This is a genomic window from Serratia sp. 22264 (genome assembly GCF_052045345.1).
GTDB lineage: Bacteria > Pseudomonadota > Gammaproteobacteria > Enterobacterales > Enterobacteriaceae > Serratia > Serratia plymuthica.
In genome coordinates, this window is the sequence record NZ_JBQEOY010000008.1 from 111,985 (window position 1) to 138,065 (window position 26,081).

General features: G+C 55.9%; 23 protein-coding genes. 10 read left to right on the forward strand and 13 right to left on the reverse strand.

Translation table 11 applies throughout. The features are described from left to right. Nucleotide 1 precedes the first annotated feature (1 nt). From ACTJJ1_RS22165 to ACTJJ1_RS22200, 8 genes are all read right to left on the reverse strand, one after another. Nucleotides 2-1,279: a beta-ketoacyl-[acyl-carrier-protein] synthase family protein gene (locus tag ACTJJ1_RS22165; protein WP_440835312.1), complete on the reverse strand. Its 1,278-nt coding sequence runs from the start codon at nt 1,277-1,279 to the stop codon at nt 2-4. Next, nucleotides 1,272-2,663 (reverse strand): efflux transporter outer membrane subunit, encoded by a 1,392-nt coding sequence (locus ACTJJ1_RS22170; RefSeq protein ID WP_440835314.1) that lies wholly within the window; start codon nt 2,661-2,663, stop codon nt 1,272-1,274. The genes ACTJJ1_RS22165 and ACTJJ1_RS22170 overlap by 8 nt, the downstream gene beginning before the upstream one ends. Next, nucleotides 2,660-4,615, reverse strand: coding sequence for an ABC transporter permease (locus ACTJJ1_RS22175; protein ID WP_440835316.1), 1,956 nt, complete (start codon nt 4,613-4,615; stop codon nt 2,660-2,662). The genes ACTJJ1_RS22170 and ACTJJ1_RS22175 overlap by 4 nt, the downstream gene beginning before the upstream one ends. Further along, nucleotides 4,605-5,768, reverse strand: a complete 1,164-nt coding sequence (locus ACTJJ1_RS22180) for an efflux RND transporter periplasmic adaptor subunit (RefSeq protein ID WP_440835318.1) — start codon at nt 5,766-5,768, stop codon at nt 4,605-4,607. Before ACTJJ1_RS22180 ends, ACTJJ1_RS22175 begins: the two co-directional genes overlap by 11 nt. Before the next feature lies 1 nt (nt 5,769). After that, nucleotides 5,770-7,902, reverse strand: a complete 2,133-nt coding sequence (locus ACTJJ1_RS22185; protein WP_440835320.1) for a peptidase domain-containing ABC transporter — start codon at nt 7,900-7,902, stop codon at nt 5,770-5,772. Between the two features lie 19 nt (nt 7,903-7,921). After that, nucleotides 7,922-8,866 carry an ABC transporter gene (locus tag ACTJJ1_RS22190; RefSeq protein ID WP_440835322.1) on the reverse strand — a complete coding sequence of 315 codons (945 nt, stop codon included), beginning with the start codon at nt 8,864-8,866 and terminating at the stop codon, nt 7,922-7,924. Next, a complete protein-coding gene (locus ACTJJ1_RS22195; RefSeq protein WP_440835324.1) occupies nt 8,866-9,531 on the reverse strand; it encodes a DsbA family protein in 666 nt (221 codons plus the stop codon). The genes ACTJJ1_RS22190 and ACTJJ1_RS22195 overlap by 1 nt, the downstream gene beginning before the upstream one ends. A 188-nt stretch (nt 9,532-9,719) precedes the next feature. Then, nucleotides 9,720-9,917, reverse strand: a complete 198-nt coding sequence (locus ACTJJ1_RS22200) for a DUF4762 family protein (protein WP_006327659.1) — start codon at nt 9,915-9,917, stop codon at nt 9,720-9,722. 434 nt (nt 9,918-10,351) lie between these two features. On the opposite strand from ACTJJ1_RS22200, the gene ACTJJ1_RS22205 reads away from it, so the two are divergent. Then, the gene (locus ACTJJ1_RS22205; RefSeq protein WP_440835326.1) at nt 10,352-11,272 is read left to right on the forward strand and encodes a LysR family transcriptional regulator; all 921 of its coding nucleotides are present in this window, start codon (nt 10,352-10,354) and stop codon (nt 11,270-11,272) included. Nucleotides 11,273-11,609: 337 nt separating this feature from the next. After that, nucleotides 11,610-12,749: an FMN-dependent L-lactate dehydrogenase LldD gene (gene lldD / locus ACTJJ1_RS22210; RefSeq protein WP_440835328.1), complete on the forward strand. Its 1,140-nt coding sequence runs from the start codon at nt 11,610-11,612 to the stop codon at nt 12,747-12,749. Between the two features lie 65 nt (nt 12,750-12,814). Here lldD and ACTJJ1_RS22215 read toward each other — a convergent pair whose 3' ends face one another. After that, a complete protein-coding gene (locus tag ACTJJ1_RS22215) occupies nt 12,815-14,359 on the reverse strand; it encodes a BCCT family transporter (protein WP_004952339.1) in 1,545 nt (514 codons plus the stop codon). 158 nt (nt 14,360-14,517) lie between these two features. On the opposite strand from ACTJJ1_RS22215, the gene betI reads away from it, so the two are divergent. Next, complete coding sequence (gene betI / locus ACTJJ1_RS22220; protein WP_004952341.1) at nt 14,518-15,141, forward strand: transcriptional regulator BetI; 624 nt, start codon at nt 14,518-14,520, stop codon at nt 15,139-15,141. On the opposite strand, the gene ACTJJ1_RS22225 is transcribed toward betI, so the two are convergent. After that, nucleotides 15,099-16,043: a LysR family transcriptional regulator gene (locus ACTJJ1_RS22225; protein ID WP_440835331.1), complete on the reverse strand. Its 945-nt coding sequence runs from the start codon at nt 16,041-16,043 to the stop codon at nt 15,099-15,101. The two genes, betI and ACTJJ1_RS22225, sit on opposite strands and share 43 nt — an antisense overlap. 148 nt (nt 16,044-16,191) lie before the next feature. On the opposite strand from ACTJJ1_RS22225, the gene ACTJJ1_RS22230 reads away from it, so the two are divergent. Next, nucleotides 16,192-16,581 carry a tautomerase family protein gene (locus ACTJJ1_RS22230; RefSeq protein WP_004952346.1) on the forward strand — a complete coding sequence of 130 codons (390 nt, stop codon included), beginning with the start codon at nt 16,192-16,194 and terminating at the stop codon, nt 16,579-16,581. Between the two features lie 51 nt (nt 16,582-16,632). Here ACTJJ1_RS22230 and ACTJJ1_RS22235 read toward each other — a convergent pair whose 3' ends face one another. Both ACTJJ1_RS22235 and ACTJJ1_RS22240 read right to left on the reverse strand, forming a co-directional pair. Further along, complete coding sequence (locus ACTJJ1_RS22235; protein WP_440835333.1) at nt 16,633-18,393, reverse strand: ABCB family ABC transporter ATP-binding protein/permease; 1,761 nt, start codon at nt 18,391-18,393, stop codon at nt 16,633-16,635. A gap of 40 nt (nt 18,394-18,433) precedes the next feature. Further along, nucleotides 18,434-18,619, reverse strand: a complete 186-nt coding sequence (locus ACTJJ1_RS22240; RefSeq protein WP_183130097.1) for a hypothetical protein — start codon at nt 18,617-18,619, stop codon at nt 18,434-18,436. 143 nt (nt 18,620-18,762) lie between these two features. Between ACTJJ1_RS22240 and ACTJJ1_RS22245 the strand changes: the two genes are divergently transcribed. From ACTJJ1_RS22245 to ACTJJ1_RS22255, 3 genes are read left to right on the forward strand one after another with little or no spacing between them, the layout of a single operon-like run. Continuing rightward, on the forward strand, nt 18,763-19,326 hold the full coding sequence (locus ACTJJ1_RS22245) for a sorbitol dehydrogenase family protein (protein WP_004952352.1): 564 nt from the start codon (nt 18,763-18,765) through the stop codon (nt 19,324-19,326). A gap of 10 nt (nt 19,327-19,336) precedes the next feature. Next, nucleotides 19,337-20,992 (forward strand): GMC family oxidoreductase, encoded by a 1,656-nt coding sequence (locus tag ACTJJ1_RS22250; RefSeq protein ID WP_020439697.1) that lies wholly within the window; start codon nt 19,337-19,339, stop codon nt 20,990-20,992. Beyond that, entirely contained in the window at nt 20,989-22,377 is a 1,389-nt protein-coding gene (locus tag ACTJJ1_RS22255) for a c-type cytochrome (RefSeq protein WP_440835336.1), read from the forward strand. The genes ACTJJ1_RS22250 and ACTJJ1_RS22255 overlap by 4 nt, the downstream gene beginning before the upstream one ends. Before the next feature lie 49 nt (nt 22,378-22,426). Here the strand turns inward: ACTJJ1_RS22255 and actS are convergent, their stop codons facing one another. Next, complete coding sequence (gene actS, locus ACTJJ1_RS22260) at nt 22,427-23,182, reverse strand: amidase activator ActS (protein ID WP_440835338.1); 756 nt, start codon at nt 23,180-23,182, stop codon at nt 22,427-22,429. A gap of 145 nt (nt 23,183-23,327) precedes the next feature. Here actS and ACTJJ1_RS22265 point away from each other — a divergent pair, with 145 nt between their 5' ends. The 3 genes from ACTJJ1_RS22265 (at nt 23,328) to cbpM (ending at nt 25,290) form a co-directional block, all read left to right on the forward strand. Then, nucleotides 23,328-23,897 (forward strand): HdeD family acid-resistance protein, encoded by a 570-nt coding sequence (locus tag ACTJJ1_RS22265; RefSeq protein WP_440835340.1) that lies wholly within the window; start codon nt 23,328-23,330, stop codon nt 23,895-23,897. 168 nt (nt 23,898-24,065) lie between these two features. Further along, nucleotides 24,066-24,992, forward strand: coding sequence for a curved DNA-binding protein (cbpA, locus tag ACTJJ1_RS22270; RefSeq protein WP_004952366.1), 927 nt, complete (start codon nt 24,066-24,068; stop codon nt 24,990-24,992). Then, complete coding sequence (cbpM, locus tag ACTJJ1_RS22275) at nt 24,985-25,290, forward strand: chaperone modulator CbpM (RefSeq protein ID WP_006327698.1); 306 nt, start codon at nt 24,985-24,987, stop codon at nt 25,288-25,290. The genes cbpA and cbpM overlap by 8 nt, the downstream gene beginning before the upstream one ends. Nucleotides 25,291-26,081 lie beyond the last annotated feature (791 nt).

Below are 26,081 nucleotides of genomic sequence, written 5' to 3' on the forward strand. Positions count from 1 at the left end.
ATCATTCCTGCTGGTTATTAATATCGGCCTTGCCAAACACCAATGCCGCATTAGCGCCCCCAAAACCAAAGCTGAGGTTCATGACGTGCCTCAAATCCCCGCAGCGATGCCCTTCGCTAACATAGTCAAGATCGCAGGCCGGATCGGCCTCGTTCAAATGGCAAGTGCCCGGGATTATCTGTTGCTGAAGAGCCTGCAAACAGAGGATGGATTCATAGCTGCCGGAGGCGGCGATCAGATGGCCGGTATAAGATTTGGTACTGGAAAGTGGAGTCCGGTATGCATCCGCTCCCAGCGCCAGTTTGATGGCTTCGGTTTCATTTAGATCGTTGAGCGGCGTTGAAGTGCCATGCGCGTTGATATAGTCGATTTCGTGGCTGCCAAGACCCGCCTGCGCAAGAGCCCGTTGCATGGTTTTCACTCTGGCCTGCTTGTCATCCGCTGGAGCAGTAAGATCGAAGGCGTCCGAATAATTGCCGTATCCTTTGATTTCTCCCAATATCGTTGCGCCGCGCGCCAGAGCGGCATCGCATTCTTCCAGGCACAGCACCGCCGCCCCTTCAGCCAACACAAAACCGTTACGCGCCCGACTAAATGGGCAACTGGCTTTGGTGATATCCTGCTGCTCATTGCTCAACACACGCAGTACATCCATATTCCATATAGCGCCATTGTTCCTCAGCGACTCGGCAGCGCCGGCCAACATCATGGTTGCGCGGCCACTGCGGATAATCTCAAACGCCTCGCCAATAGCTATGCTCCCCGTTGCGCAGGCAGCGGCAGGTGAACTCTGATATCCCCTGAGCAACCAACGCTGGCTGCAGATCGCCGTCGCGATATTGGGCATCGCATGAAAACCGCCGAACAATCGGCCCAAGCCTGAATGCTGATAATCCACGTTATTCACCAGGATCTCATCCTGCCCGCCCCACCCGCTGCCGATAATGGCACCGCAATCCAGCGAAGGATAAAAATGTGCCGGCCCAGTCGAGGCTGAAGAGAATGCCATGTCTATCGCTTCCGTCGCCGCCGCCAAGGCCAGCCGAGCAAAACGCGGTAATCGACGCAGGGTCGCCCGCGATATACCTTCAAGCGGCGGCTCTTCATCCATCAACGCAAAAAAACGTGAGCGGATCCCCGCAGCCGATTTGTCGTGATACCGATAGGCTAATCGGCACGCCATAATAGCCTGCCAATTTTGTTGCGCATTGGTGCCTAATGCCGTTACAGCACCGTAGCCGGTTACCACAACCCGCCTGTGCAATCTTCCCTTATCCATGTTTAATTCCTTTCCCTTGATTCCGAGATGCTGCGCCCCCCAGCGCCAACCACAGTTGCATGGTGGCATTCAGATAACGGTACTGCTGCTCCGACAGCGCATTCTCACTGGACAACAGCGCATCCTGAGCATCCAGCAACGTCTGCAATGACACCGCACCGGCCTGATATTGGTTCTGCGCCAAAATAACGCCTTGCCGACTCATCGCCAGATGCTGCCGTTGGTTGTCGATTTGCCGTTGCGCTTCCAAACGCTGCTCCATAGCATTATCCACGTCCGCCAAGGCGCGATAGACGGCATCACGAAACTGGATTTCCGCCTGTTGCGCCTGCAACAGCGCTTTCTCGCTGGATAATTGCATTTTTCGCCACTCAATAAACGGCAGCGTCAAAGACATCCCCAGCGCGCGCGTCGGATCGCTGAACCATTGCCGAAAGACCCGGCTGCCCGCCTCCAGCGCCGCATCCAGGCTCAGTGCCGGATAAAAATTCAAACGAGCCAACTCGGCTCCCGCCAGAGCAGCTCGCAACCGCCGTTCCGCAGCCTGGACATCAGGCCGCTGCGCAATCACGGCTACCGGCTGGCGTTGAACAATGGGGACACTCTCGATAGCCAGCGATTGACGCTCCCAACTCCGTGCAAACGGCGACTGACCAAACAGCAGCGCCAGGGAATTACGCGAGTTCTCCCGTTGCCGGCGCAGGTCATGCTGCTGGTTTTCCCGTTCAAGCAACTTTTGCTCGGCCTGCAACACTTCAAACTTTCCAACGTCACCAGCGGCATGCCGCGCCTTCACCCGTTGCAGGGTGTTTCGGGCGATCGCCACCGCAACCTGCTGCTGTCGATTTTGCTGGTTCAAATTGGCGATTTGCCAATATAAGCGAGCAGCGGTGCCAATCAGCACCAGCGCCGTATTTTTCCGGTCCAATTCGGAGGCGTCGGCCAGCCATTCAGCCTGTTCACGGGCCCGCGCCAACTTGCCCCACAGATCCAATTCATAGCTCAGGGAGAAGGCCGTCTGGTAGATCTCCTGAGGTGGCGCTGCGCTCTGCAGCGTTCTGATATTGCGGCCACTCAGGTTGGCGACCATATCCGGGGTCAGGTTGCCGTTCACCAGCTCAGCGTCCAAAAGGGCCTCGCGCCATTGCAAGCCAGCCAGTGCCAGATCTTGATTATTTGCCAGCACAGCGCCGATCACAGCCGACAGCAGCGGATCGTTAAAATTGTCCCACCAAGCGCCATCGCTACGTAGCGCCCCGACATCCTCGTCGGCAATCCGCCATTGTGACGGCAGTAATAGCTGCCGCTGCGCTTCCCCGCCGGCAGGACTCCCCCCGCAACCACCGAGCAGCGAAACAAAAAGCAACGTTAAAAATTTTCTCATTCGCGCGCCAATGCCTCTACGGGCTGTAGCCGGGCGGCGGTGCGCGCCGGAAAAAAACCAAACCCCACGCCGATCAGCGCCGAAAAACCACAGGCCAACAGCAATGGCGGCCAGGTAAATACCATGGTGACCTGCGGCGTCAACCAGGCCAGCGCCAGGCAAACCAGGGCGGAACAGGCAATGCCCATGGCGCCGCCCAAACTGCAGATGACCACCGCCTCTATCAAAAACTGGCGCATAATGTCTCTTTCCCTGGCGCCAACCGCCAAGCGAATGCCTATCTCATGGGTGCGTTCCGTTACCGACACCAGCATGATGTTCATCACCCCCACTCCGCCAACCAACAATGAAATGCCTGCGATGGCTGTAATCAGCCAGCTCATGGAGGCGGAGGCTTTCTGTAGGGCTTGCGTCATCTGGTCATCGGTCACCGTGAAAAAATCCCGCCGACCATGTTCCAACATCAAGCGCCGCTCCACATCATCTCGAGCCCGGGTCAGCGAAAGCCCTTCCCGCACACGCATCACTATCGACTCCAGCGGCATGTCGCCCGATATGCGGCCGGTCAAAGAGGTGTAAGGCAACCAGGCAAGTGGCTGAGCGCCGGCGTATTTAGCTCCCTTGCGTTCCGCCACGCCTATGACCCGATAAGGAACGCCCGCCAGAGGCAGCACTTCTCCGATCGGATCCCGCAAGGAGGAGAACAGCACCTGCCTAAGCTGCGTATCGATAATCACCACCGGTTCGCGTTGGTCTAAGTCCTGTTGAGTAAAAGTGCTGCCGGAGATCAAACGAGTGCCCTGCGTCCGAAAATAACCGTTACCGACCCCCATTACGGGAAGTTGCACCTGCTTGCCATCCCGAACGGCCAGCACCTGAGCACTGGCTACCGGGGAAACGCTGTCGATATACGGCAATGCAGAGAGCAGTGCGACATCCTGCAAGCTCAGCGAGCGTTCAAAATCCGGACGTTTCTTTTCCCATCCCAACCCCGGGCGGATCTCCAGCGAGCTGGTACCAAGCTGACTGATTTCATTCAGGATGTTTTGCCGGGTCCCCTCGCCGATGGCGATCGAGGAGACAACCGCAGCGATGCCGATGATGATGCCGAGCATCGACAATAACGCCCGAACCCGGTGCCCAAGCAAAGCGCGCCAGGCCATGCTGACGGCCTCCCTGAAAGCCGGCCAGAGATGCGCCCGACGAAGCGGGGCGGAAAGCGCAGGAAAATGCCCGTCAGCCGAGACCCGACGCGTGTCGTTATGACGATCGGTAACGATCTCTCCGTCGCCGATCTCAATGATCCGCTCCGCTTGCTCCGCAATCCGGCGATCGTGCGTGACGATGACGATGGTATGCCCGGCCGCGTGCAACGCATGCAGAATGCCCATCAACTCCTGGCCGCTGACACTGTCCAACGCGCCGGTAGGCTCATCCGCCAGAATGATTTCCGCACCGTTCATCAGGGCGCGAGCAATACTGACCCGCTGCTGCTGCCCGCCGGACAGCTGGGCCGGGCGCCGCCGCCCATGTTGGGACAATCCCAAACGCGCCAGCAGGCCCTGCGCTCGCAGGCGGCGCTCAGCAGCAGGCATAGCGGTATACAACGCCGGGATCGCCACATTTTCACTGGCCGTCAGGTAGGGCATCAGGTGATAGCGTTGAAAAATAAAACCGACATGGCGGCTTCGCAGTTGCGCCAACCGCTCGCCGTCTGCCTGCTGAATCGCCACATCGTTGATGCGGACTACGCCTTGAGAGGGTTTGTCGAGACAGCCGATGATGTTCATCAGTGTCGATTTTCCGGACCCGGAGGCACCGACAATAGCCACCATTTCACCACGCCGAATGCACAACGAGATGTGTTTCAATATCCGTACCCTGTGCTCGCCGGCGTTGAAGTCTCGGGAAACATTTTCCAAAACGATCACTGGGGTGGCCTTAGCGGTCATGATCTTCCTCTGCGTCATTCTGCGGTGCCATTAGCACCCACTCACCTTCCTCCAGCCCTGCCAGAACTTCGGCGTAACCGCGATCGCTAATGCCTGTCCGCACCTGGCGCGACAAAGTCTGTTCCCCCTGGCGCACCCGAACCTGATATAGGCCCACCCCCTGCGGCGCACCGAGCGCAGCCATCGGTACCCGCAGCACGTTCGTCGCCCGGTCGGTAACGATGAACACCTGCGCCGTCATCGAGGTGCGCAACCGGCGCTCGCCGTTAGCGACGGCAAAAACGCCGTTGTAGTACACCGCCGACGACTGCTGGCTCAGATTTCTGCTCATCGGATCGGCCTCCAGTGCCTCGGACGGCGCTTGCTGTATCGTCCCCATCACGCTGTCATAGCGCCATTTGGGATCGGCTGCCGAGTAGAACCACAGCGGTTGCCCCACCCGTACTTTCAGGATGTCGTTTTCCGATATCCGGGTATGCACCATCATGGTATCCACGTTGGCCAGCACCAGCAGGGTCGGCGCACTCTGCGAAGAGACAATGGTTTGCCCTTCCTGAGTAACAATGCCCAACACCTCACCGTCAATGGGGGCAACAATGCGGGTAAAGGCCAAGTTAGCTCTGGCGGTTTCCAACGCCATTTCCGCCTGAACGATTTGCGCCTCATTCACCTTGAGTTGCGCCAGTTGGGCATCCCGCTGCGCCCGAGCCTTTTCCAGATCGCTGAGTACGCCGGCACTATCTCGTCGCAGTACCCTCTGGCGTGTGAGTTCCAGTTGGTATTGCGTCAACAACGCCTCATTCATCAGTTTCTGCGCCTGCGCGCTCTGCAACTCAGCCTGTGATTTGCGCAGTTCGTTTTTCTGCAAGGTCGGATCTATTTCAGCCAACAGTTGCCCCTGGCTCACTCGATCGCCCTGTTTGACATACAGCTTTTTCAACTGCCCGTTTACCTGCGCGCCCACATTGACCTGCAGAGCCGGTTTTAGAATGCCTGTGGCCAAAACGTTTTTCTCGATGTCGCCACGGCCGATGCGCACCGCGTTCGACGGCTCCATTGCGCCCGGACGGTTCAGCAGCGCCAAACTTCCGGCGATCGACAGCACAATGGCAAACAGCACCATCAGGCTGAAAAGCACTTTTTTCCTCATCATGTCACTCAGCCGCCGTAGGGCATCTCACCGCTGCGTGGGGAAAAGCTGCGGTTTCCAAGCGACCTTCCGCCATGTGTAAAACCCGATCAAACAGCGGCAGCAGCCTCTGGTTGTGGGTAACGGTAATCAGTGTCTTACGGTGTTCCCGACAGTGGGCCAATAACGTAGCTATCACCTTACCCGCAGTGTCTTCATCCAGATTCGCCGTCGGCTCATCCAACACCAGTACCGGGCAATCGCTGTACATGGCGCGCGTTAACAACAGGCGCTGGCGCTGCCCCAACGACAAGCCGGCGTGACTTTCCCGCACCAGCGCATTCACCCCTCCCGGTAACTTCGCCACCGCGTCGGCCAGACCCAGTCCGCGCAGCGCCTTTTCGACCCTCGCCCGTTGCCCCGGCACCGGCGACGCAAACAACGTAATATTCTGTAATACCGAGGCATTGAACAAAATATCCTCCTGACTTTGCAGGAAAAACAACCCCTGGGCCGCACCGCCGTCGATCGTTTGGCCGTCCAATTCCAGCACGCCATGTTGAGGCACCAGCAGACAGGCCATGACCTTAAGCAGAGTACTCTTGCCGGCGCCGGAACCGCCGGTAATGGCGATGCACTGCCCCCGAGTCAGGGACAGCGACAGATCCCGCAAAATCGGTTGGCCGGCATCGTAAGCAAACGTCACCGAGCGGTAGCACAAGCGAGCGTTGAAGCCAGACGCCCGGCCGCCGCGTTGCCCGGCAGCAGAAGGCAAAGCGGGGAACAGATCCCGCGCGCGTTCGTCAATCACATGCAGTTGGTTTTTATGCAGGACGGAAAAAAAGATCTTGCTGGTATAAGAAGTGAAAATTTCACGGATGAAACTGTAGGCAAAGAATGCCCCCAGACTGAGCTCGCCGTTCCTCAATAGTGGCAACGCCAGCAGCATGAAAAACACCATCTCCAGGCTGGCGATCAACTGGTAAACGCTGCCCTTCACCTGCTCATAGATTTTTTGTTGTTGCAGGCAGTTAAACAACGAGAGAGCGTGGGCGGCGAAGCCCTGCTGCCGCTGGCCGGTAAGGCCGGCAGATTTGATGGTTGAAAACCCCTGGATGGTCTCCAGAATAAAGTCATTTTGCGCAGCGCCTTTCGCCTGCAACTGCTGGGTATAGTAGCGATCCTGATAAATGGCCCATACGCTGACGGCCCCCATCAGGAACATGCCGATCACCGGCACCAGGGCCAGCATCGGGCTCAGATAACACATCGCCACCAAGGCTATCGCACCGATAATCCAATCGGTGCGCAGGCTGTTATCCAACTCTATTTTTTGCCCGGCGGCCATTTGCCAACTGGTAAAACGACTGAAGATCTCACCCGGCGCACGTTTATTGAAGAAATTCAGCGAATTATCAAGCAAACGGGAAAAGCCGGCTGCACCGTGCAGCAAAACGAAGTGCTTGATAAAACGTTCGGTAATCATGCGAACGGCCAACGCCAGGGCGGTCGAAACGACAAATGCCAACAGGTAATAGAAGTAAGGAAAACCTGCCTCCCCCGCAGTCGAGAATACCTGGTTAATCGCGCTGCCCACCATCACCGGCATAATGAATAACGTCAGCGAGATAAAAAATGTCATGGCCGCCAGGCGATAAATACCGGCAAGGGCGGCGGTATCCTTCATGCTCAGGCTGGCGAACGCGCGCCAACGCCCGTTGCGCTTCTTTCCTGCGGGCATAGGGGATGTAGAGGAACCTTCGCGATCCAACACCAGCGCATAGCCGCTAATTTCTGCTTTCAACGCGCCAAGCGGCAGCAGCTGTTGGCCGAACGCCGGGTTCATTACACAGACGTAGTTCCCTTTACGATAAGCCAACACGACATAATGGCCCGCGCCGTAGTGCAAAATCGCCGGCAAAGGCAGAGCGGCGAGATCTTGATGTTCAAATGCCACCGGATAAGCCGGTAGCGCCAATTCGGACAGTATGGCGCACAGCGTCGCCAGCGAAGTGCCGTGCTGCGACGCCGGATAACGTTCCCGCAGCTCCGTCAAAGACGCCTCGATCCCTTGAGTTTCCGCCAGCATGGCGATACAGGCCAATCCGCATTCATTGATTTCGCTTTGAAAGACCGGCGTTGGAATAATGTGTTCCATGCTTTTTTACATCCCTGACTTATTCATTAATAAAAAACAATGAATGCGAATGCCATAACAACCACTCATCCGCATGCCGAACCATTGTCCTTTCCACTATCCCTGGCAGGACATGACCGATATTTTCTGCAGCAACAGGTTCATCGATATGAATGCGGATCCCGCCGTCGTAAGAGAGTGAGTAAAACACCACCTGAGCCTGTAACGCGCGCGACAACCGGGCAATGCCGCTGTGCAAATGCGCCGGGCGATTGAACAAACGGCAGGCCTGCTTGGCCGAGAGATCCTTATTGCTGTTCAGCGTGTAATCCGGTGTGATATCCGGGAACAAAATAATATTGCGGCGATGTTCTGCGGCTTCCAGCATCGCCTGCGCCAACTTGCCGGCAATCCGCCGTTGATCGTCGTGTATGGAACAAAGGTCAACATTCTGTTGCCACTTTGGAGCCTGTCGCAGATATTCCTGCGCCTCGCCCGAGACAATCACCGTGACCAGCCCCGGATACACCCCAGCCCCCACCAGCGTGGCCAACACGTCGGAAACCGTATGCATCGGCGCCAGGATCACCGGAACTCCAGACCGGTGCAAAGGCTCCACCACCCGGTTAAGCTGGGCGGAACACTGTGCTAATTGGCCCAAAAGCTCGGCGTTATGTGCGTAAACCGCGGCAAAATCCAACAACCGCCGCCGCTGCATCAGCCATGAAAAATCCAGTTCACCCATGCGCCCCAGTAAACTGCGATAATTCGCCATGGCCACCGCGCTCCGGTTGCGCTGCCCAGACGGCAACAGTGACAGGCAATGCAGCCGATGCCGGAGCCCCAAATAAAGGCGGTAATCCATACGCCGCAGCATGGCGCATACCAGCCGATCCCTGAGACCGACGAACTTTGTGGTATAGCGAACCATGCCGTCGAGGCCATTTTTCCATGCCAGATAGACCCATACGGAAAAGAAGCGCATCAGGGCTCCAGCGGCTTATCATGCTGTAAGAGATACAGTAACTGCTCGCTGAAGGCCGGGAAGTCACGGTCCTGCACCGCCAGCCATTTCCTGTTGACGATAAAGCTCGGGGTAGCATTGACCTGGTAATAGCGGCTTACCGACGACATATACGCCAGCAATTCTTTCACCGGAGCAGAAGCACTGGCCCTCTCGTATGCCGCTTCATCAATGCCGTTAGCCTTCAGCCAACCGACAAGGTGCTGCTTATCCGCCAAATTAATCTTTTCTTTTATGATTGCCTGATAGGCGGCCGGACGATGCCGCGCTTCGATCCCCATGACCGTCAGCGTGGCAAACAGTGGTGCAAACGCCGCCATACCGCTTTGATCGTCGTCATTGAGGTGCAGCCGTATCAAACGGGTCCCTGCGGGCAGATTTCTTTCCAACTCGGCGATATTGCTTTCATTTATCTCGCAATAATGGCAGGCATAAGAAAACACTTCGACAATAGCATTAACCTCTGTTAATGGGCTGTCATTCACCTTCTCAGGCGCAATAGCTCTCACGCCCTCACTTTCGGGTTGATTAATAACGTAAACGTGGAAATATACCGAAGTCATAATGGTTGTAATGACAATAATGAAAAATGTATAACTAACGAATAACAACGGACGTTTATACATGGGGCGCATCCTGCGAACGAACCAATATTCAAACCTGTCAGGTAAACATTTATTATGGAAATCCAATACCCTGAGGAACGGTAATATTATGCTATCGATAAAACGCCGGCAGGGCCAAGGCGGGGTGGCACAGAAACCAACCCGCTTGATAACCCTTAACCTAAATGCAGGCGTTCAGCCCATTTGGATTAATTAGGTACGCTGGTACCACAGCTGGCCGAAGGCGCCGGACGGTAGGTTTTTTTCACTCCGCCGAATTTATCCGCGCAGGTGGTTACCAGGTTGCAGGTCCGGTTATTGCCGTTGCCCACCCACTCGAAATTTTTGGCACAGGAGAAAGTGCCGCCAACGATTTTTTCCGCTTCAGACAGATTGATCTTTTTCATTACAATATCCTTATTTATATTAAAATCAGAAATACACTACGCTATTGTTTTTCACCTCAGGCAAAAAACAATTCTGAAAAACCATTGCAGGGACAATTGACTAACGATGAAACCAAGTCGCAAAAATAATAGCCTTCTCAAACAGGCAGATCAATACAATTATTTACATTCAGCCATAGCGTTACTTTACCCGCTAAGTTTTATTGACAAGATAACTCTATTAAAAAATAAATAAAAAACAAGAAAACAAGAAAACCCCAGGAATAATGGGAAGGTAACGGAAAGGATAATTCTTAAATTAGACGCTATTTAAATAAGAAACAATCAGATCTGACCAGTTGAAAAAGCCGGTAAGCCGCGATGAAAAGATTGCTTCCTGACGTGCCGGATTTACACTGATGTATCAAACCGGTCTCTGCGATGACAGGATGCCAATGCTAGCCACACACGAATACGCCAATGACCTGATTCTGTTTGCCCTGATTGTTGACTGCGGCTCATTCAGCAAAGCCGCCGAAACCGCCGGCGTGACCAGCTCAGTGGTCAGCAAGCGCATCGGTCGTTTGGAAAAGTCCCTCGGCGCGCGCTTGCTGTACCGCACTACCCGAAGTCTGACGCTCACGGAAAGCGGCCTGGCGCTCTACCAACAGGCCAAAGACATCGGCATGAAAGTTCAGGATGCGCTATACGCCGTCAGTGAAAAAAGTGAAGAACTGACCGGCACTGTCCGTATGTCGGTGCCAACCATTTCCGGGGAACTGTTGCTCAGCGAAAGCGTGGCGGAATTCTGCGCGCAACATCCAAACCTGAAGGTAGAAATGCGGCTGGAAAACCGCTTTGTCGATTTGGTCGAGGAAGGCGTAGATCTGGCAATTCGCACCGGTACCCTGCCCGATTCCAGCCTTATCGCACGCCCAATTCTGGACTCCCGCTGGGTGATCGTCTGCTCGCCAGGCTATCTTGAGCGCCATCCTCAGCCCCAGTCGGCCGCTGATCTGCTCGAGCATAATTGCCTGACGTATACCTATCAGGAAAGCGGTACCGATAACTGGCTAATGAAGCAACCGGGCGGCAACGACATTTACGAACTGCAGGTCAACGGCAACCTGTCCGCCAATAACGCCCGCGCGATCCGCAAAGCGGTCATCGGCAGCTATGGCATTGCCATGGTGCCGCGCTGCATGGTGTACAAGGATTTGCAGGACGGTAAACTGGTGGAAATTTTAGCCGGCCATTGCGCAAAAGTATTAGGCGTTTACGCCGTCTATCCCTACACCCGCAATTTGCCGTTAAAAACCCGCCTGCTGATCGAACATATCATTACGTCCTACCAAAATATCAGCCACTTTTTTTGAATCGGCTCACATTATCGCCATTTAACTTTCACCGTCGGCAACAGGGATTAGATCACTTTCAGACATAAACTGTGGCAAATTCACGCCTAATGAATGCAATCGCGCATTCCAAAAAAAATATAACCACCTGATTTAAAACACATTTAATTAGAGATTTCATTACCCCAGCCCCATTATTTCTTACCCTTGCCAGACCTGCCCAAAAAACCGGCATAGAATCCCGTCACCTATTGGGCTTAGAATAAACACAGCATAATTATTAACACTTTCGCTACATTTTAGGCCGAGATTACCCCGCACGCCGTAATCGGCGGCCTCCATCGCAGAGAGTAAAAACATGATTATTTCCGCGTCAACCGATTACCGGGCCGCTGCACAGGCCAAGCTTCCCCCTTTTCTGTTCCACTATATTGACGGCGGGGCTTACGCCGAACATACGCTACGGCGTAATACCGAGGATCTGGCTAACGTCGCCCTGCGCCAGCGCGTGCTGCGCAATATGTCGGATCTTAGTCTGGAAACCAGCCTGTTCGGCGAAAAACTGGCGATGCCGGTGATACTGGGGCCCGTCGGGTTAACCGGCATGTACGCCCGTCGCGGTGAGGTACAGGCCGCCCAAGCTGCGGCGCAGAAAGGCATTCCTTTTACCCTATCCACCGTATCAGTCTGCCCGATCGAAGAAGTGGCGCCGGCTATCGATCGGCCGATGTGGTTCCAGCTGTATGTCCTGAAGGACCGTGGCTTTATGCATAACGCACTGGAGCGGGCCAAAGCCGCCGGAGTGAAAACGCTGGTGTTCACCGTCGATATGCCGGTGCCAGGCGCGCGCTACCGTGACGCCCATTCCGGTATGAGCGGCCCTAACGCCGCCCTGCGCCGCATGCTGCAGGCATTTACTCATCCGCAATGGGCCTGGGACGTCGGCCTGCGCGGCAAGCCGCACGATCTGGGCAACGTATCGGCCTATCGCGGCCAACCCACCAGCCTGGAGGATTACATTGGCTGGTTGGGGACGAACTTCGATCCTTCCATCTCCTGGAAGGATTTGGAATGGATCCGCGAATTCTGGGAGGGACCGATGATCATCAAAGGCATTCTCGATCCGGAAGACGCCAAGGATGCGGTGCGTTTCGGTGCCGATGGCATTATCGTTTCCAACCACGGCGGCCGCCAGTTGGACGGCGTGCTGTCGACCGCCCGCGCGCTGCCGGCGATCGCCGATGCGGTAAAAGGGGAGATTACGCTGCTGGCCGATTCCGGGATCCGCAGCGGTCTGGATGTAGTGCGCATGATCGCGCTGGGCGCCGACAGCGTGCTGCTGGGGCGCGCCTTCGTCTATGCGCTGGCCGCCGCCGGCGGTGCCGGCGTCAGTAATCTGCTGGAACTGATCGACAAGGAAATGCGCGTCGCCATGACGCTCACCGGCGCGAAAACCATTGCGGAGATCGGCGCCGGATCGCTGGTCGCCGGGCACTGAATCACGGCGGTGCCCCCTTAAGGATCAGCGCAGAAGCTCATCTTGTCGATGAAAGCTACGTATTATCATGTCGTCACCGGCTTTATGGCGTAGCGATGCAGATCCTTATGCAGACTGACCATATACAGCACGATCACCGCCGAGAACGGCAGGCCGCACAGCACTACGGCGGTCTGCATCGCACTGAAGCTGCCTGCATACAACAGGCCAATGCACACCACGGTGGTCACCGCGGCCCAGAAAATGCGCAGCCAGGCCGGTGCATCATCCTGCGCCGAGCCGCCCTGGCAAGACAGGTTGGCGATCATCAGCGTGCCGGAATCGACCGGCGTCAGGAAAAGCACAAAGCTGATCAACACGGTGAAACCGGCTGTGAGTTGGGTATAGGGCAGGTATTCGAACAGCTTGAACACCGCCATCGGCGGATCGCTCACCGCCACCTGGCCGAGGATCGCCTGCCCGCTTTCCAGCACCAGGCTGATGGCGGTGTTACCGAAGATCGACAACCACGCCAGGGTAAAGCCCAGCGGGATCAGCAACACGCCGAAGATCAATTCACGGATAGTGCGCCCTTTGGAGATGCGCGCGATAAACAGGCCGACAAACGGCGCCCACGCCACCCACCAGGCCCAGTAGAACAACGTCCAGGCGCCCTGCCACTGGCGCGCCTTGCCGTACAGATACATGTCAAAGCTTCTGCTGACAATCGAGGTCAGATAGTCCCCCACGTTCTGCAACATGCCGTTGACCAGGTTTAGCGTCGGGCCGGCCAGAAACACGAACAGCAGCAGCAGGCACAAAAAACCGACATTGATATTGGACAGTATCGCGATGCCCTTCTCGACGCCGGTTACCGCCGCCAGCGTGGCTACCACCATCATCACCACGATCAGTATCAACAGCACGCCGTTGCTTTGCGGAATATCGAACAGGTAAAACAGCCCGGAATTAACCAGCAAGGCACCGATCCCCAGATTGGTCACCATCGAGATCACCGTGACCAAAATGCCGAAGCTGTCCACCAGATGACCAACGCCGCCGTGAATGCGCTCGCCGAAAATCGGATACAACGCCGAGCGCAACGCCAGCGGCAAGCCGCGGCAATAGGCGAAATACGCCAGCGCGGTGGCAATCAGCGCATACAGCGCCCAGCCATGCAGCCCCCAGTGCAGAAAAGTGAGCGCCATCGCCTGACGCGCGGCCTGCACGCTGCCGCCGCTGCCTTCCGGCGGCGACAGGAAGTGATCCAGCGGCTCGTAAGCACCGTAATAAACCAGCGCAATGCCGATGCCCGACGAGAACAACATCGCCACCCAAGAGGGATAACTGAACTGCGGTTGCTCGTCGTCCGGCCCAAGGCGGATCTGGCCGAAACGCGACAACGCCAGCCAAAAAACAAACGCCATACAGGCAACCATCAATAACATGTAGTACCAGCCGAACACATCGGCTACCCAGCTCTGAGCCAGGTTAAGCCACTGCTTGCTGCCGGCCGGGAACAGCACAATCAAAACGCCAAGCAGCAGGATCACCGCCGCCGAGCTGAAAAATACCGGTACATTTAACCTAATCGGTTGTTCACCGTGCGATGGGAGACTATTCACTGTCATTGGCAGGATTCCATGATGCAAAAGACAGACGATTTAAACGCAACCTTTAGTTAACATTTAATCACCATTTATTTGACATTTTTGCAGCATATAGAGTATTAATTGACCATTCAATCAATCAAATTAAAACTGTGATTTGCCTATCAGTCGGGGAAAAAATGTACCGTAAAGACATTCCGGAGCAGCGTAAGGAGCAGTTGATTAATGCCGCCTTCGCGGCCATTAACGTCGTCGGCTTGGCCGGCATCACCTTGTCGCAGGTGGCAAAAGAAGCGGGGCTGTCTACCGGCATCGTCAGCCACTACTTTGGCGATAAAGAGGGATTGCTGAGCGCCACCATGCGCAAGATCTTGCGCGATCTGCGCGACGCGGTCGCCGAATGCCGCAGCCAGGCGGCCGCCGACAGCCAATCGCAGCTATTTGCCATTATTCAGGGTAACTTTCATCCCAGCCAAACCAATGCGATCTCGATGCGCGCCTGGCTTGATTTCTGGGCTGCCAGCATGCACCAGCCGCCACTGCGCCGCCTGCAGCGCGCCAACGATCGTCGGCTTTATTCCAATATCTGCAGCCAGTTCCGCCGTGAACTGCCGCAACAACAGGCGCGCGATGCCGCGCGCGGGTTGGCGGCGATGATCGATGGGTTGTGGCTGCGTGGCAGCCTGTCCGGCGGCGAAGCGAATCTCAGCCAGGACTGTCGCATTGCCTGCGACTATGTAGTGCGTATCCTGAACGAAGGTCAACCGGCGGCAAACCCTTCGGCAAAAGCGCCGCGCAAGTAGCTGCTGAACTCCGTTACCGCACGCGACACCTGCGGTGCATAGGGCCGCACTACGTGAAGACTGTCGGCAAAGGCGCCAATCGGGCGCCAGGCCGGCAGTACCTCAATCAACCGCCCGTCCGCCAGCGCCTGTTGCGCGCTGAAATCCGGTAGCAGAGCAATGCCCAGCCCTTCCGCCGCCGCATCGCGTATCGACTCGCTGTTGTTGGTGGCAAACGGTCCGCTGACCGGCACGCGGACCTGGTCCACTTTCCCCTCAGTCGAGTGCCTGGCGACAAAGCTCCAGCCCGGCTGCTCGCTCCCCCGCGGATAGTAAAGGCACTGATGCCGTTGCAGTTCGGCGGGAGATGACGGCATGCCGTGCCGTTTAATATAGTCCGCCGACGCCACCGCCAGCGTTTCCGTCGGGCACAGCCGCCAGGCGACGTGCGTATCCGGCAGGCTATCGCTATGGCGGATCGCCAGATCGAAACCTTCGGTGGTCAACGATACCAGCCGGTCCGACACCTCAAGCTGCACCCGTACCTCCGGGTTGGCGCGCAAAAAGCCGGTAATGCGCGGCACCAACTGCTGGCGGGCAAACGCCACCGGCGCCGTCACCCGGATCGAACCGCGCAGCGGCCCGCTGGAATCGCAAATGCCGGAGAAACTCTGCTTAATCTGCGCGAAAGGCTGACGCAGTTCCTCAACCAGCCTCAACCCGGCATCGGTCAGCCGAACGCTGCGGGTAGTTCGCTGCACCAGCGGCACCCCGGCCAGCATTTCGATCTCTTTTATTTTCTGACTCATGGCCGCTTTACTGACGTCCAGCCGCTCCGCCGCACGGGTGAAACTGCTCTGTTCGGCCAGTACGGTAAGCCAGTGCAAATGGGTCCACAGGGTTTCTATTTTTGGATTTTTCATCGCCAACTGTTCATTTATATAAACAATGAGTTCAAGTATAGCGCTTCTTCCCCCGCTGCGGCTTGGCTAAGATGGGTTATCGGAAGCGATGCAAAAACGCTGCCCTACGTATCTAAAATTTCATTAACTCACTGACAGGATTATACAAATGCCATTACTTATCTTCGAAGTCATTGAGGGCCGCAGCGAAGCCGAACTGAAAACCCTGCTCGATGCCGCCCACCGTGCCGTGCTCAGTGCCTTTGAGGTGCCGCAGCGCGATCGCTATCAGATTGTTCATGAAAACAAGGCTCACCATATGGTGATCGAAGACACCGGCCTTAACCTGACGCGCACCCGCGATCTGGTGGTGGTGCGAGTGATCACCAGCCCGCGCGCCGAAGAGCAGAAACAGCGGTTTTACGCCGATCTCAGCCGCGAGCTGAAAGAAAGCTGTGGAATTGAAAGCAGTGACCTGATGGTGTCTATCACTACCAACAGCAAGGGCGATTGGAGTTTTGGCAACGGCGTGGCGCAGTATTTGACCGGTGAATTGTGACGCCTGCGGCTAACGTCCCGCTCGTTAGTGCCCGGACGTTAGCCAGCAAGATTATGACTCCTCGCTGTACTGGTTTTGCCACATCGCGGCGTAACGGCCATCGCTTTGCAACAATTCCTCATGGCGCCCACGCTCGACGATTTCTCCCGCCTCCAGCACGATGATTTCGTCGGCGTCCACCACCGTCGACAGACGGTGGGCAATCACCAGCGTGGTATGGTCGCGGCTCACCTCGCGCAGATGCGCCTGGATCTCGCGTTCGGTTTGGGTATCCAATGCGCTGGTGGCTTCGTCGAACACCAGGATCGCCGGGTTTTTCAGGATGGTACGGGCGATCGCCACCCGCTGCTTCTCCCCCCCGGACAGCTTGAGCCCACGCTCGCCCACCCGGGTTTCATAGCCGTCAGGCAGGCCGACGATAAATTCGTGGATATGCGCCAACTTCGCCGCCCGTTCGATCTCTTCGTTGCTGGATCCGGTTTTGCCGTAGCCGATGTTGTAGCGCAGGGTATCGTTAAACAGCACGGTATCTTGCGGCACAATGCCGATCGCCGCGCGCAAGCTAGCCTGTTTCAGATTGCGGATATCCTGGCCGTCAATAAGTACCGCCCCTCCGTTCACGTCATAGAAGCGGAACAGCAGCCGGGACAACGTAGATTTGCCGGCACCGGAAGCGCCGACCACCGCTACGGTGTTACCAGCCGGAATGGTGAAACTGACGTCGTTCAAAATCGGCCGACGCGCATCATAGCCAAAGCTGACCGCCTCAAAGCGCACTTCGCCACGCGACAACCGAAGGGCCGCGGCGTCAGGACTATCGACGATTTCCTGCTCTTCCTGCAGCAAATCGAACAGATTCTCCATATCGATCAGCGCTTGTCTGACTTCGGCATAAATAAAACCGAAGAAATTCAACGGTTGATACAGCTGAAGCAGATAAGCATTCACCAACACAAAGTCACCGACCGTCATCCGCCCCTGCACAATGCCCTGCGCCGCCATCGCCATCATCACTATCAACCCGATGGAGATAATGGCGGTTTGCCCGAGGTTGATGGCGGTAAAACTGAACTGGTTTTTAATGGCGGCATATTCGTACAGCCGGCGCGACATATTGAAACGCTCGGCCTCGAACTCTTCATTGCCGAAGTACTTTACGGTTTCATAGTTCAGCAGGCTGTCGATGGACTTGCTGTTGGCATCGGCATTGGCCTTGTTGAGTTCACGCCGGAAACGAGTGCGCCAGCTGACCGCGATCACGGTAAACAGGATATAACCACCGACGGTGGCCAGGATCGCCAGCGCGAACCAACCGTTCAGCATATGCCACATGATCACCGCGACCAGGGTGAGTTCGAACAAGATAGGGAAAATAGAGAACAGCAACCGTGAAAACACCGTCGCTACCGCTTGGGTGCCGCGTTCGATCGACAGCGACAACCCGCCAGTCTGACGCTCCAGATGAAAGCGCAGGCTCAGCGCATGCAATTGCCTGAACACCCGAAGCCCCAGCAAGCGGGTGGCATTCTGGCTGAGATGAATGAACATCACGTTGCGCAGCTCTTCAAACAGCGTGGCGCCGACCCGCGCAACGCCGTAGGCGACGATCAGCCCCAGCGGAATGGCCAGCATTTTCGCAGTATCCGCGCTCAGTGCGTCGACCATCTCCTTATACGCCAGCGGCACCAGCGAAGTGCTGACCTTGGCAACCACCATGAAAATACAAGCTATAACCAGATACCACCGCAGTTTGGGGTTATTTTTCGGCCATAGGTAAGGCAGCAGGAAGGTTAATAAACGGGAGCGATCCATAAGGTAATATTTATCTTCTCAGTCAAAGTGGCGACGTCGGCTAGTGATCCATTTTGGCACGGATGACGGCGAAACCCTTATGAAATCCGCTATCGCCGCCTTTTTTGATCGCTGAAGCAAGCCTCCATAGCTCAGCAACTTTGCCGCTTTCCTTCGCCCCATTTATTCTTAAAGTGCGATCTTTCAGGCTCGCCGTTAAAATTTGTTGTTGAGAAGTTACCGCCAAGTTAATATCCGAAAAAATTATTATAAAATGAATTATTGGCTATCGATCAATAATCAAAAGTATCTTTATTTCATCATCTTGTATTCAGTATCTGCCCTACCTTCGCCTACCCAGGCTTTAACACCCGTTGCGAGAAATTCACCATGAGCACTGCATTACCCAGCGAAAATTTGCTTTCGGACAACAATGGAACCGGTTTCAGAAGAAGAGATGTGTTGTTCGGCATGGCTTCCGTCCTTGTCGCCACCTCCCTGCTTGGCTATCCATTTCTGACCCAGGCTGAGCAGCAAACCGCAGCAGCCAACCCGCTTGTCTTTGCACGTTTCTTCACTCTGTCCCGGACTATTACCGAACATCAGGACATCGACCAGGGCATGTCGGCGCGTATATTCACCGCCTTGAGCGACAGCATCCCCAATTTCTCTGCTCAAATTAAGCAGCTAAGCGCCTTGCTGCAGCCGGAGCAAAGTGCCAAACAGCTGCAAACGCTGGCAATCCAGGCCGGCCTGCAGGATCTGCTCACCGCCATTATCAGCGCCTGGTATACCGGCACCGTCGGACATGGCCAGCAAGCAGTGCTGATCGCCTACAAGGATGCGCTGATGTACCGCCCCGCCAGCGATGCGCTGATCGTACCGACCTATTGCGGCAACGGCCCGCTGTGGTGGACCGCCGCTCCGCCGATGACCATGACACCCGTTCGCTGAGATTATCCTGATGAAAAAACCTGAATTTACCGCCAATGGCGACGCATCGGCCGACATCGTGATCGTCGGCTCCGGCATTGTCGGCGGCATCATGGCCGACCAACTGGTCAGCCTCGGCTATTCCGTCCTGGTGTTGGAGGCCGGCCTGCGCATCGATCGCGCCCAAGCGGTGGAAAACTGGCGCAACATGCCGTTCGATAACCGGGCGGGCTCAGATTTCCAGGGGCTGTATCCGCAATCTGAATACGCCACCGCACCGCTCTACTTCCCGGAAAACAACTACGTAGCCCTTAGTGGCCCCAGCGCCGGCAGCTTCAAACAGGGCTATCTGCGCACCGTCGGCGGTACCACCTGGCACTGGGCAGCATCTTGCTGGCGCCATTTGCCGAGCGATTTCCAGATGAAAACCCTGTACGGCGTCGGTCGCGACTGGCCAATTTCGTATAACGATCTCGAACCCTACTACTGCCGTGCGGAAGAGGAAATCGGTGTCGCAGGCCCCAACGATCCGGCGCAGCAATCGCCGGTGGAGCGCAGCAAGCCTTATCCGATGGACATGGTGCCCTGGGCCTATGGCGACACCCGCTTCGCCGAAGTGGTCAACCCGCACGGCTACCGATCGGTGCCAATCCCGCAGGGACGCAGCATCCGCCCGTGGAAAGGCCGCCCGACCTGCTGCGGCAACAACAACTGCCAGCCGATTTGCCCCATTGGCGCCATGTATAACGGCATCCATCATGTCGAACGCGCGGAAATGAAAGGCGCAGTGGTGCTGGCAGAGTCGGTGGTCTACAAAATTGATACCGACGACCAGAATCGCGTTACCGCCGTGCACTGGTTGGATAATCAAAAACGCTCGCATAAAGCCAGCGCCAACGCCTTCGCGCTGGCCTGTAACGGTATCGAAACGCCACGCTTGCTGCTGCTTGCCGCCAATAAACAGAACCCCAACGGCATCGCCAACTCTTCCGATCAGGTTGGGCGCAATATGATGGATCACTCCGGCTTTCACTGCACCTTCCTGGCTAAAGAGCCACTGTGGCTCGGCCGCGGCCCGGCGCAGAGCAGCTGCCTGGTGGGACCGCGCGATGGCGAGTTCCGTAAGGACTATTCTGCCAACAAGATGATACTTAATAATATCAATCAGATAGTTCCCGCAACGCAAAAAGCGCTGGCGCAGGGCCTGGTAGGTAAAGTGCTGGATGAAGAGATCCGCCGGCGCGCGGCCTATGGCGTTGATTTGTCGATTAGCCTGGAACCGTTACCAGACCCGAACAACCGCCTGACGCTGAGCGCCAACCGCAAGGACGCTCACGGCCTGCCGTGTCCCGATATTCATTACGACGTCGGCGATTACGTGCGCAAGGGCGCCGAAGCCGCACATAAACAGCTGGAACATATTGGCCGCCTGTTCGATGCCGATGAATTCAAAATCACCACCAACCTGAACGCCAATAATCACATCATGGGCGGCACCATTATGGGCAGCGATCCGCATGACTCGGTGGTGGACGGCAACTGCCGCACCCACGACCATGCCAACCTCTGGCTGCCGGGTGGCGGTGCCATTCCTTCAGCCAGCGTAGTCAACAGCACGCTAACCATGGCGGCGTTGGGCATCAAGGCCGCCGACGACATCGCCCAATCGCTGGCGGTAAAATCATGAAGATACAACTTGGATTTGCCCTGTTGCTGGGGCTGAGCGGTGCCGCCCTGGCGACCGACGATGGCGCTGCGTTACTTAAACAGGGTGAGCAGCTTGCCATAGCTTCGGACTGCCAGGCCTGCCACACCCAACCGGGCGGCGGCAAGCCCTTTGCCGGCGGTTACGGCATCAACTCGCCGATGGGCGTAATTTACTCCACCAATATCACCCCTTCGGCGCATGACGGCATAGGTGGCTACACGGAACAACAGTTCGCTCGTGCACTGCGCGATGGGGTGCGCGCCGACGGCAGCTATCTCTACCCGGCAATGCCCTATACCTCCTACAGCAAATTGAGTGATGCGGACATCCACGCGCTCTACACCTACTTTATGCAAGGGGTGAAGCCGGTAGAGCAGAAAAATACGCCGACCGCACTGCCCTTCCCGTTCAATATGCGCTTCAGTATGGCCGGCTGGAACTTGCTGTTTCTGGATAAGAACCGCTTTCAGCCCAATGCCGAGAAAAGCGAGCAGTGGAACCGCGGCGCCTATCTGGTCAACGGCCCTGGGCATTGCGATACCTGCCATACGCCACGCAACCTGCTGATGGCGGAAAGCGCCGATAAGCCGCTGGCGGGGGGCATGGTGGGAAGTTGGTATGCGCCGAACATTACGTCGGACGCCGTCAGCGGCATCGGCGGCTGGAGCAATGAAGAACTGGTGCAATATCTCAAAACCGGGCGGGTCGCCGGGAAAAATCAGGCCGCTGGCGGCATGGCAGAGGCGGTGGAAAACAGCCTGCAATACCTGCCTGAACAGGATCTGATGGCCATTGCCGTCTACCTGAAAAGTACCGTACCGATCCGCGATGCTCAGGATAAGCAGGCGGCGGACCGCTTTGGCCAACCGCTGAACGTCGAACCGACGCTACGCGGCCTGCATCCGTCCAATGCCAATAATACCGTCAGCGACGGTGCGGCCTTATTCAGCGGCAACTGCGCCAGTTGCCACCAACCGGACGGCAGCGGCAGCAAAAACCAGGCCTATCCTTCGCTGTTCAACAATACCGCCACCGGTTCCGGCAACCCGGCCAACCTGATCTCCGCCATTTTGTTCGGCGTGCAGCGCAAAGCAGGCAGCGAGGACGTGCTGATGCCGAACTTTGGCCCGCAATCCTACGTCAATCCATTAACCGATCGGCAAATCGCCGCCATCAGCAATTATGTGCTGAAAAACTACGGCAACCCGGCGGTGACGGTAAGCGAGGAGGACGTGGCGATGCTGCGCACCGGCGGCCCGGTACCGTTGCTGGCGAAGCTGCAGCCTTATATGGCTCCGGCCATCGGAGTTGCGGTGGTGGTGCTGTTGGCGTTGATCTGGCTATGTGGAAGGAAGCGGAAATAGCCCGCGACAGGGGCCCGCTCCTTGACGGAACGGGCCGTTATCTCCACGCTTAACAAGATGGCGAAGCGCCTTGCGGCGGCAGATAGCGTTGCGGATCGAGCGCGGTGGCGCGATAGCGGATCTGGAAATGCAGGAACACGGAGTCGGTGCCGGTACTGCCCATGGTGCCAATCTTTTGCCCTGCCTTCACATCCTGGCCGTTGCGGACCAGCGTACTGTCGTTATGCGCATAGGCGGTGATGAAATCTTCGCCGTGCTTAATCATGATCAGGTTGCCGTAGCCGCGCAGTTGATTGCCGACGTACACCACCTTGCCCTTGGCGGAAGCGAAGATCGGCTGGCCGCGCGCACCGGCGATATCGATGCCCTTATTGCCGCCGTCTGCGTTGGAATATTTCTGCACTATCTTGCCGCTGGTCGGCCAGCGCCAGCAGCGTGAAGCCCCAGGCGGCGGCGTCGATTTAGCCAACACCGCGCCGGACGAGGTATTTTTACGCCGGGTTGACGCCGTTTTGGTCGGGGCGCTGCCGCTCAGCCGCAGTTTTTGCCCGACTTCCAGCCCGTAGGGCGGGCGTATCTTGTTGATTCGTGCCAGTTCGCTGACTTCGCTGTCAGTGATCCAGGCGATGTAATACAGCGTATCGCCACGTTTAACGGTATAGGATTTGCCGCTGTAAGTGCCCTTCGGCAGTTTGTCGTAGTCGCGGTTATAGCTGTTTTTGCTCGAACAACCGGCCAACAGCAGGCTCAATGTCAGACACACTGCGGCGCGGCGCCACCACGCAAGTTTGCTTCCTGTGCTCAAATCCTGTCCTCAATCATATTTCCGGGCGCTGATACGCGTCAGGCGTCAATAGTAACATTTGCACCGGGGCAGTCAAAAAGCGCCAAAAGGACTATGCTAAACAAGTAGGGATTACTGAGCACCATACGACAAATGGAGTACTGTCATGTTAAATTTTGACCATAAAAATCTGCCCCTCCTGAGTGAAGAACGCCTCAAAAAGCAACGCACTGCCCTGCTGATTATTGCCTTCCTGCTCTTGGTGGGCGGTATTTTGTGCCTGATTAACCCCCTGGCATCCGGCACAGCGCTGAGCATTCTGGTCGGCGTCTTACTGTTGCTGAGCGGCACGGCGTTGGTGACGGGCATGATAGCCAATCGGGTACAAAACACCTGGCCGATGATCGGCGGCCTATTACTGGGCGCGGCTTATTTGATTATCGGCTACCTGTTCATTACCAGTCCATTGGCCGGCATTCTGACGCTGGCGATATACCTCGCCATATTATTCGCGCTCGGTGGTATTGTGCGGTTAGTTGCCGGTTATAAGCTGCGTGAAGTCAGCGGCAGTTGGTTGCAGTTCGTCATTGGCTTCTTGGATCTGGTGATTGCCTGGATGTTGTTTAGCGCCGATCCGATGACATCGGTCATACTGGTGACCACCCTTGTAGGTATTGAAATGTTGTTCAGCGCCTTCAGCCTGTTCAGGGTCGCCAGGCAGCTAAAGCGCAATTAAGCGCATACATAAGGAGGGTTTATCGCACCGCCTTTTTCGCTCATTAGCCGCCCGGCCGCACAATGATCTCGATGTCCCGGTGGCAAGTGCCCTACCCTGAGTAAGGTTTCATGCAATGCAGGCTCAGCCATTCCCTCAGATGAAAGATTGAAATGAGATGATTACGCTATGGAATTCAAGGACTATTATGCCATTTTAGGGGTTAAGCCATCGGACGATCTCAAGGCTATCAAAACGGCCTATCGTCGTCTGGCGCGAAAATATCACCCCGACGTCAGCACCGAATCGAATGCCGAAGCGCAGTTCAAGGAAGTCGCGGAAGCCTATGAGGTGTTAAAAGACGATGAGCGTCGCGCCGAATACGATCAATTGGTGCAACATCGCAACGACCCTAATTTTGGCCGTCAAACGCAGCACGGCCACGCCAATAACGCCGAAGACTTTTCCGATATTTTTTCCTCGATGTTTGGCGAACATGCGCGTTCGCAACACCGACGCCAAAGCCGTGCCATGCGCGGGCAAGACATCGAGATGGAAGTGGCAGTTTTCCTTGAGGAAACTCTGGCCGAGCAAACCCGGACCATTCGCTATAGCCTGCCGATTTATAACGCTTTCGGCATGGTGGAACAGGAAGTCCCCAAAACCCTTAATGTGAAGATCCCCGTCGGCGTGGGCGATGGCGAACGCATTCGCCTGAAAGGCCAGGGTGCGCCGGGCGCTGAGGGCGGCGCCAACGGTGACCTTTATCTGATCATCCGCATTGCGCCGCACCCGCTGTTCGACATCGTCGGCCATAATCTGGAGATCGTCCTGCCGGTATCACCATGGGAAGCTGCTCTGGGTGCCAAGGTGCCGGTTCCGACCCTGAAAGACCCTATTCTGCTGACTATCCCAGCCGGTAGCCAGACCGGCCAGCGGCTGCGCATCAAGGGGAAAGGCCTAGTCGGCAAGAAAGAAACCGGGGATTTATATGCGGTGATCAAGGTCGTGATGCCACCGAAGCCGGACGAAAAAAATGCGGCGCTGTGGCAACAACTGGCGGAGGCGCAACCCGCTTTTGACCCACGCAAAGAGTGGAGTAAGCAAAATGGCTAACGTAAAAGTAACTTTAACCATTACCGAATTTTGCCTGCATACCGGTGTTTCAGAGGATGAGTTAACGGAAATCGTCGGGCTGGGGGTGATCGAACCGCGTAACCCGACGGCTGCAGACTGGGTATTTGACGATCATGCGCTGACCATTTTTCACCGCGCTCAACAGTTGCATCGCGAATTGGCGCTGGACTGGCCGGGTATCGCGGTCACCTTGACGCTGCTGGAGGAAATTGAGCACTTACGTAAAGAAAACAGTCAATTGCACCAACAACTTGCACGATTCGTCACCAGGCCCTGATACCGTGGGAACAGCCCGTTGCTTCTGCAGCGGGCTACGTCAGGCCCGGATAGCGGTTTCTGCGGCAACATAAATCGCCAGCCTGCCTTCTACGGACAAGATCATATTTTGGTTTTTGGCTTAGCTAATGAAACGCTAATATTACCCAAGCATCAGCCCCGCCATTTCAGAAAAAACTCCGACATAATATCCCCCTCCCAAAAAAGGTAAGCCGATAAAAATAAACGTTCGGCGAGGTTTGAAAGAGATCACGTATAAACACTGTGAATAAAAACATGTTATTAAAAACATGTCATTAAAAACAGTATTGACACCCTTTTAAAAACCCGTAGATTGGTCATCAGCAGCAGCGAAATGGTAGCTAGCTGTTATTACCAAAAGTGTTAATTAAGTTGATTTAAATTTATTTTGCGATAAAGGCCACGAAGTGATTTTTGTATGGGCATCAATGCCGAGGAAAATCCAGTCGCTCGCTTGATGACGCTTTAAGGCCACGTAGTCAGTATCTACAATCGCAGGGTGCGGACCAAAACGCGATGATGTAAGGCCATGATTCAATTGTTTTTTGTTTGCGATTGGTTTTCAAGATAGCCTAGAAAACAGTGCAACAAGATCGCAATGGAAGTGAGGCTACGCATCAAGAGTCTATATCGCGAGGGGAGATGTACTTGTTTAAAATGCCATACCTTGGAATATTCATTCAGGTTGGCGGACAATGTGAACTGGTAAATATAGGGGAGGTTTTAGTTAATATTATCACCCAATATTATCTGTGATAAACGTGTACATTT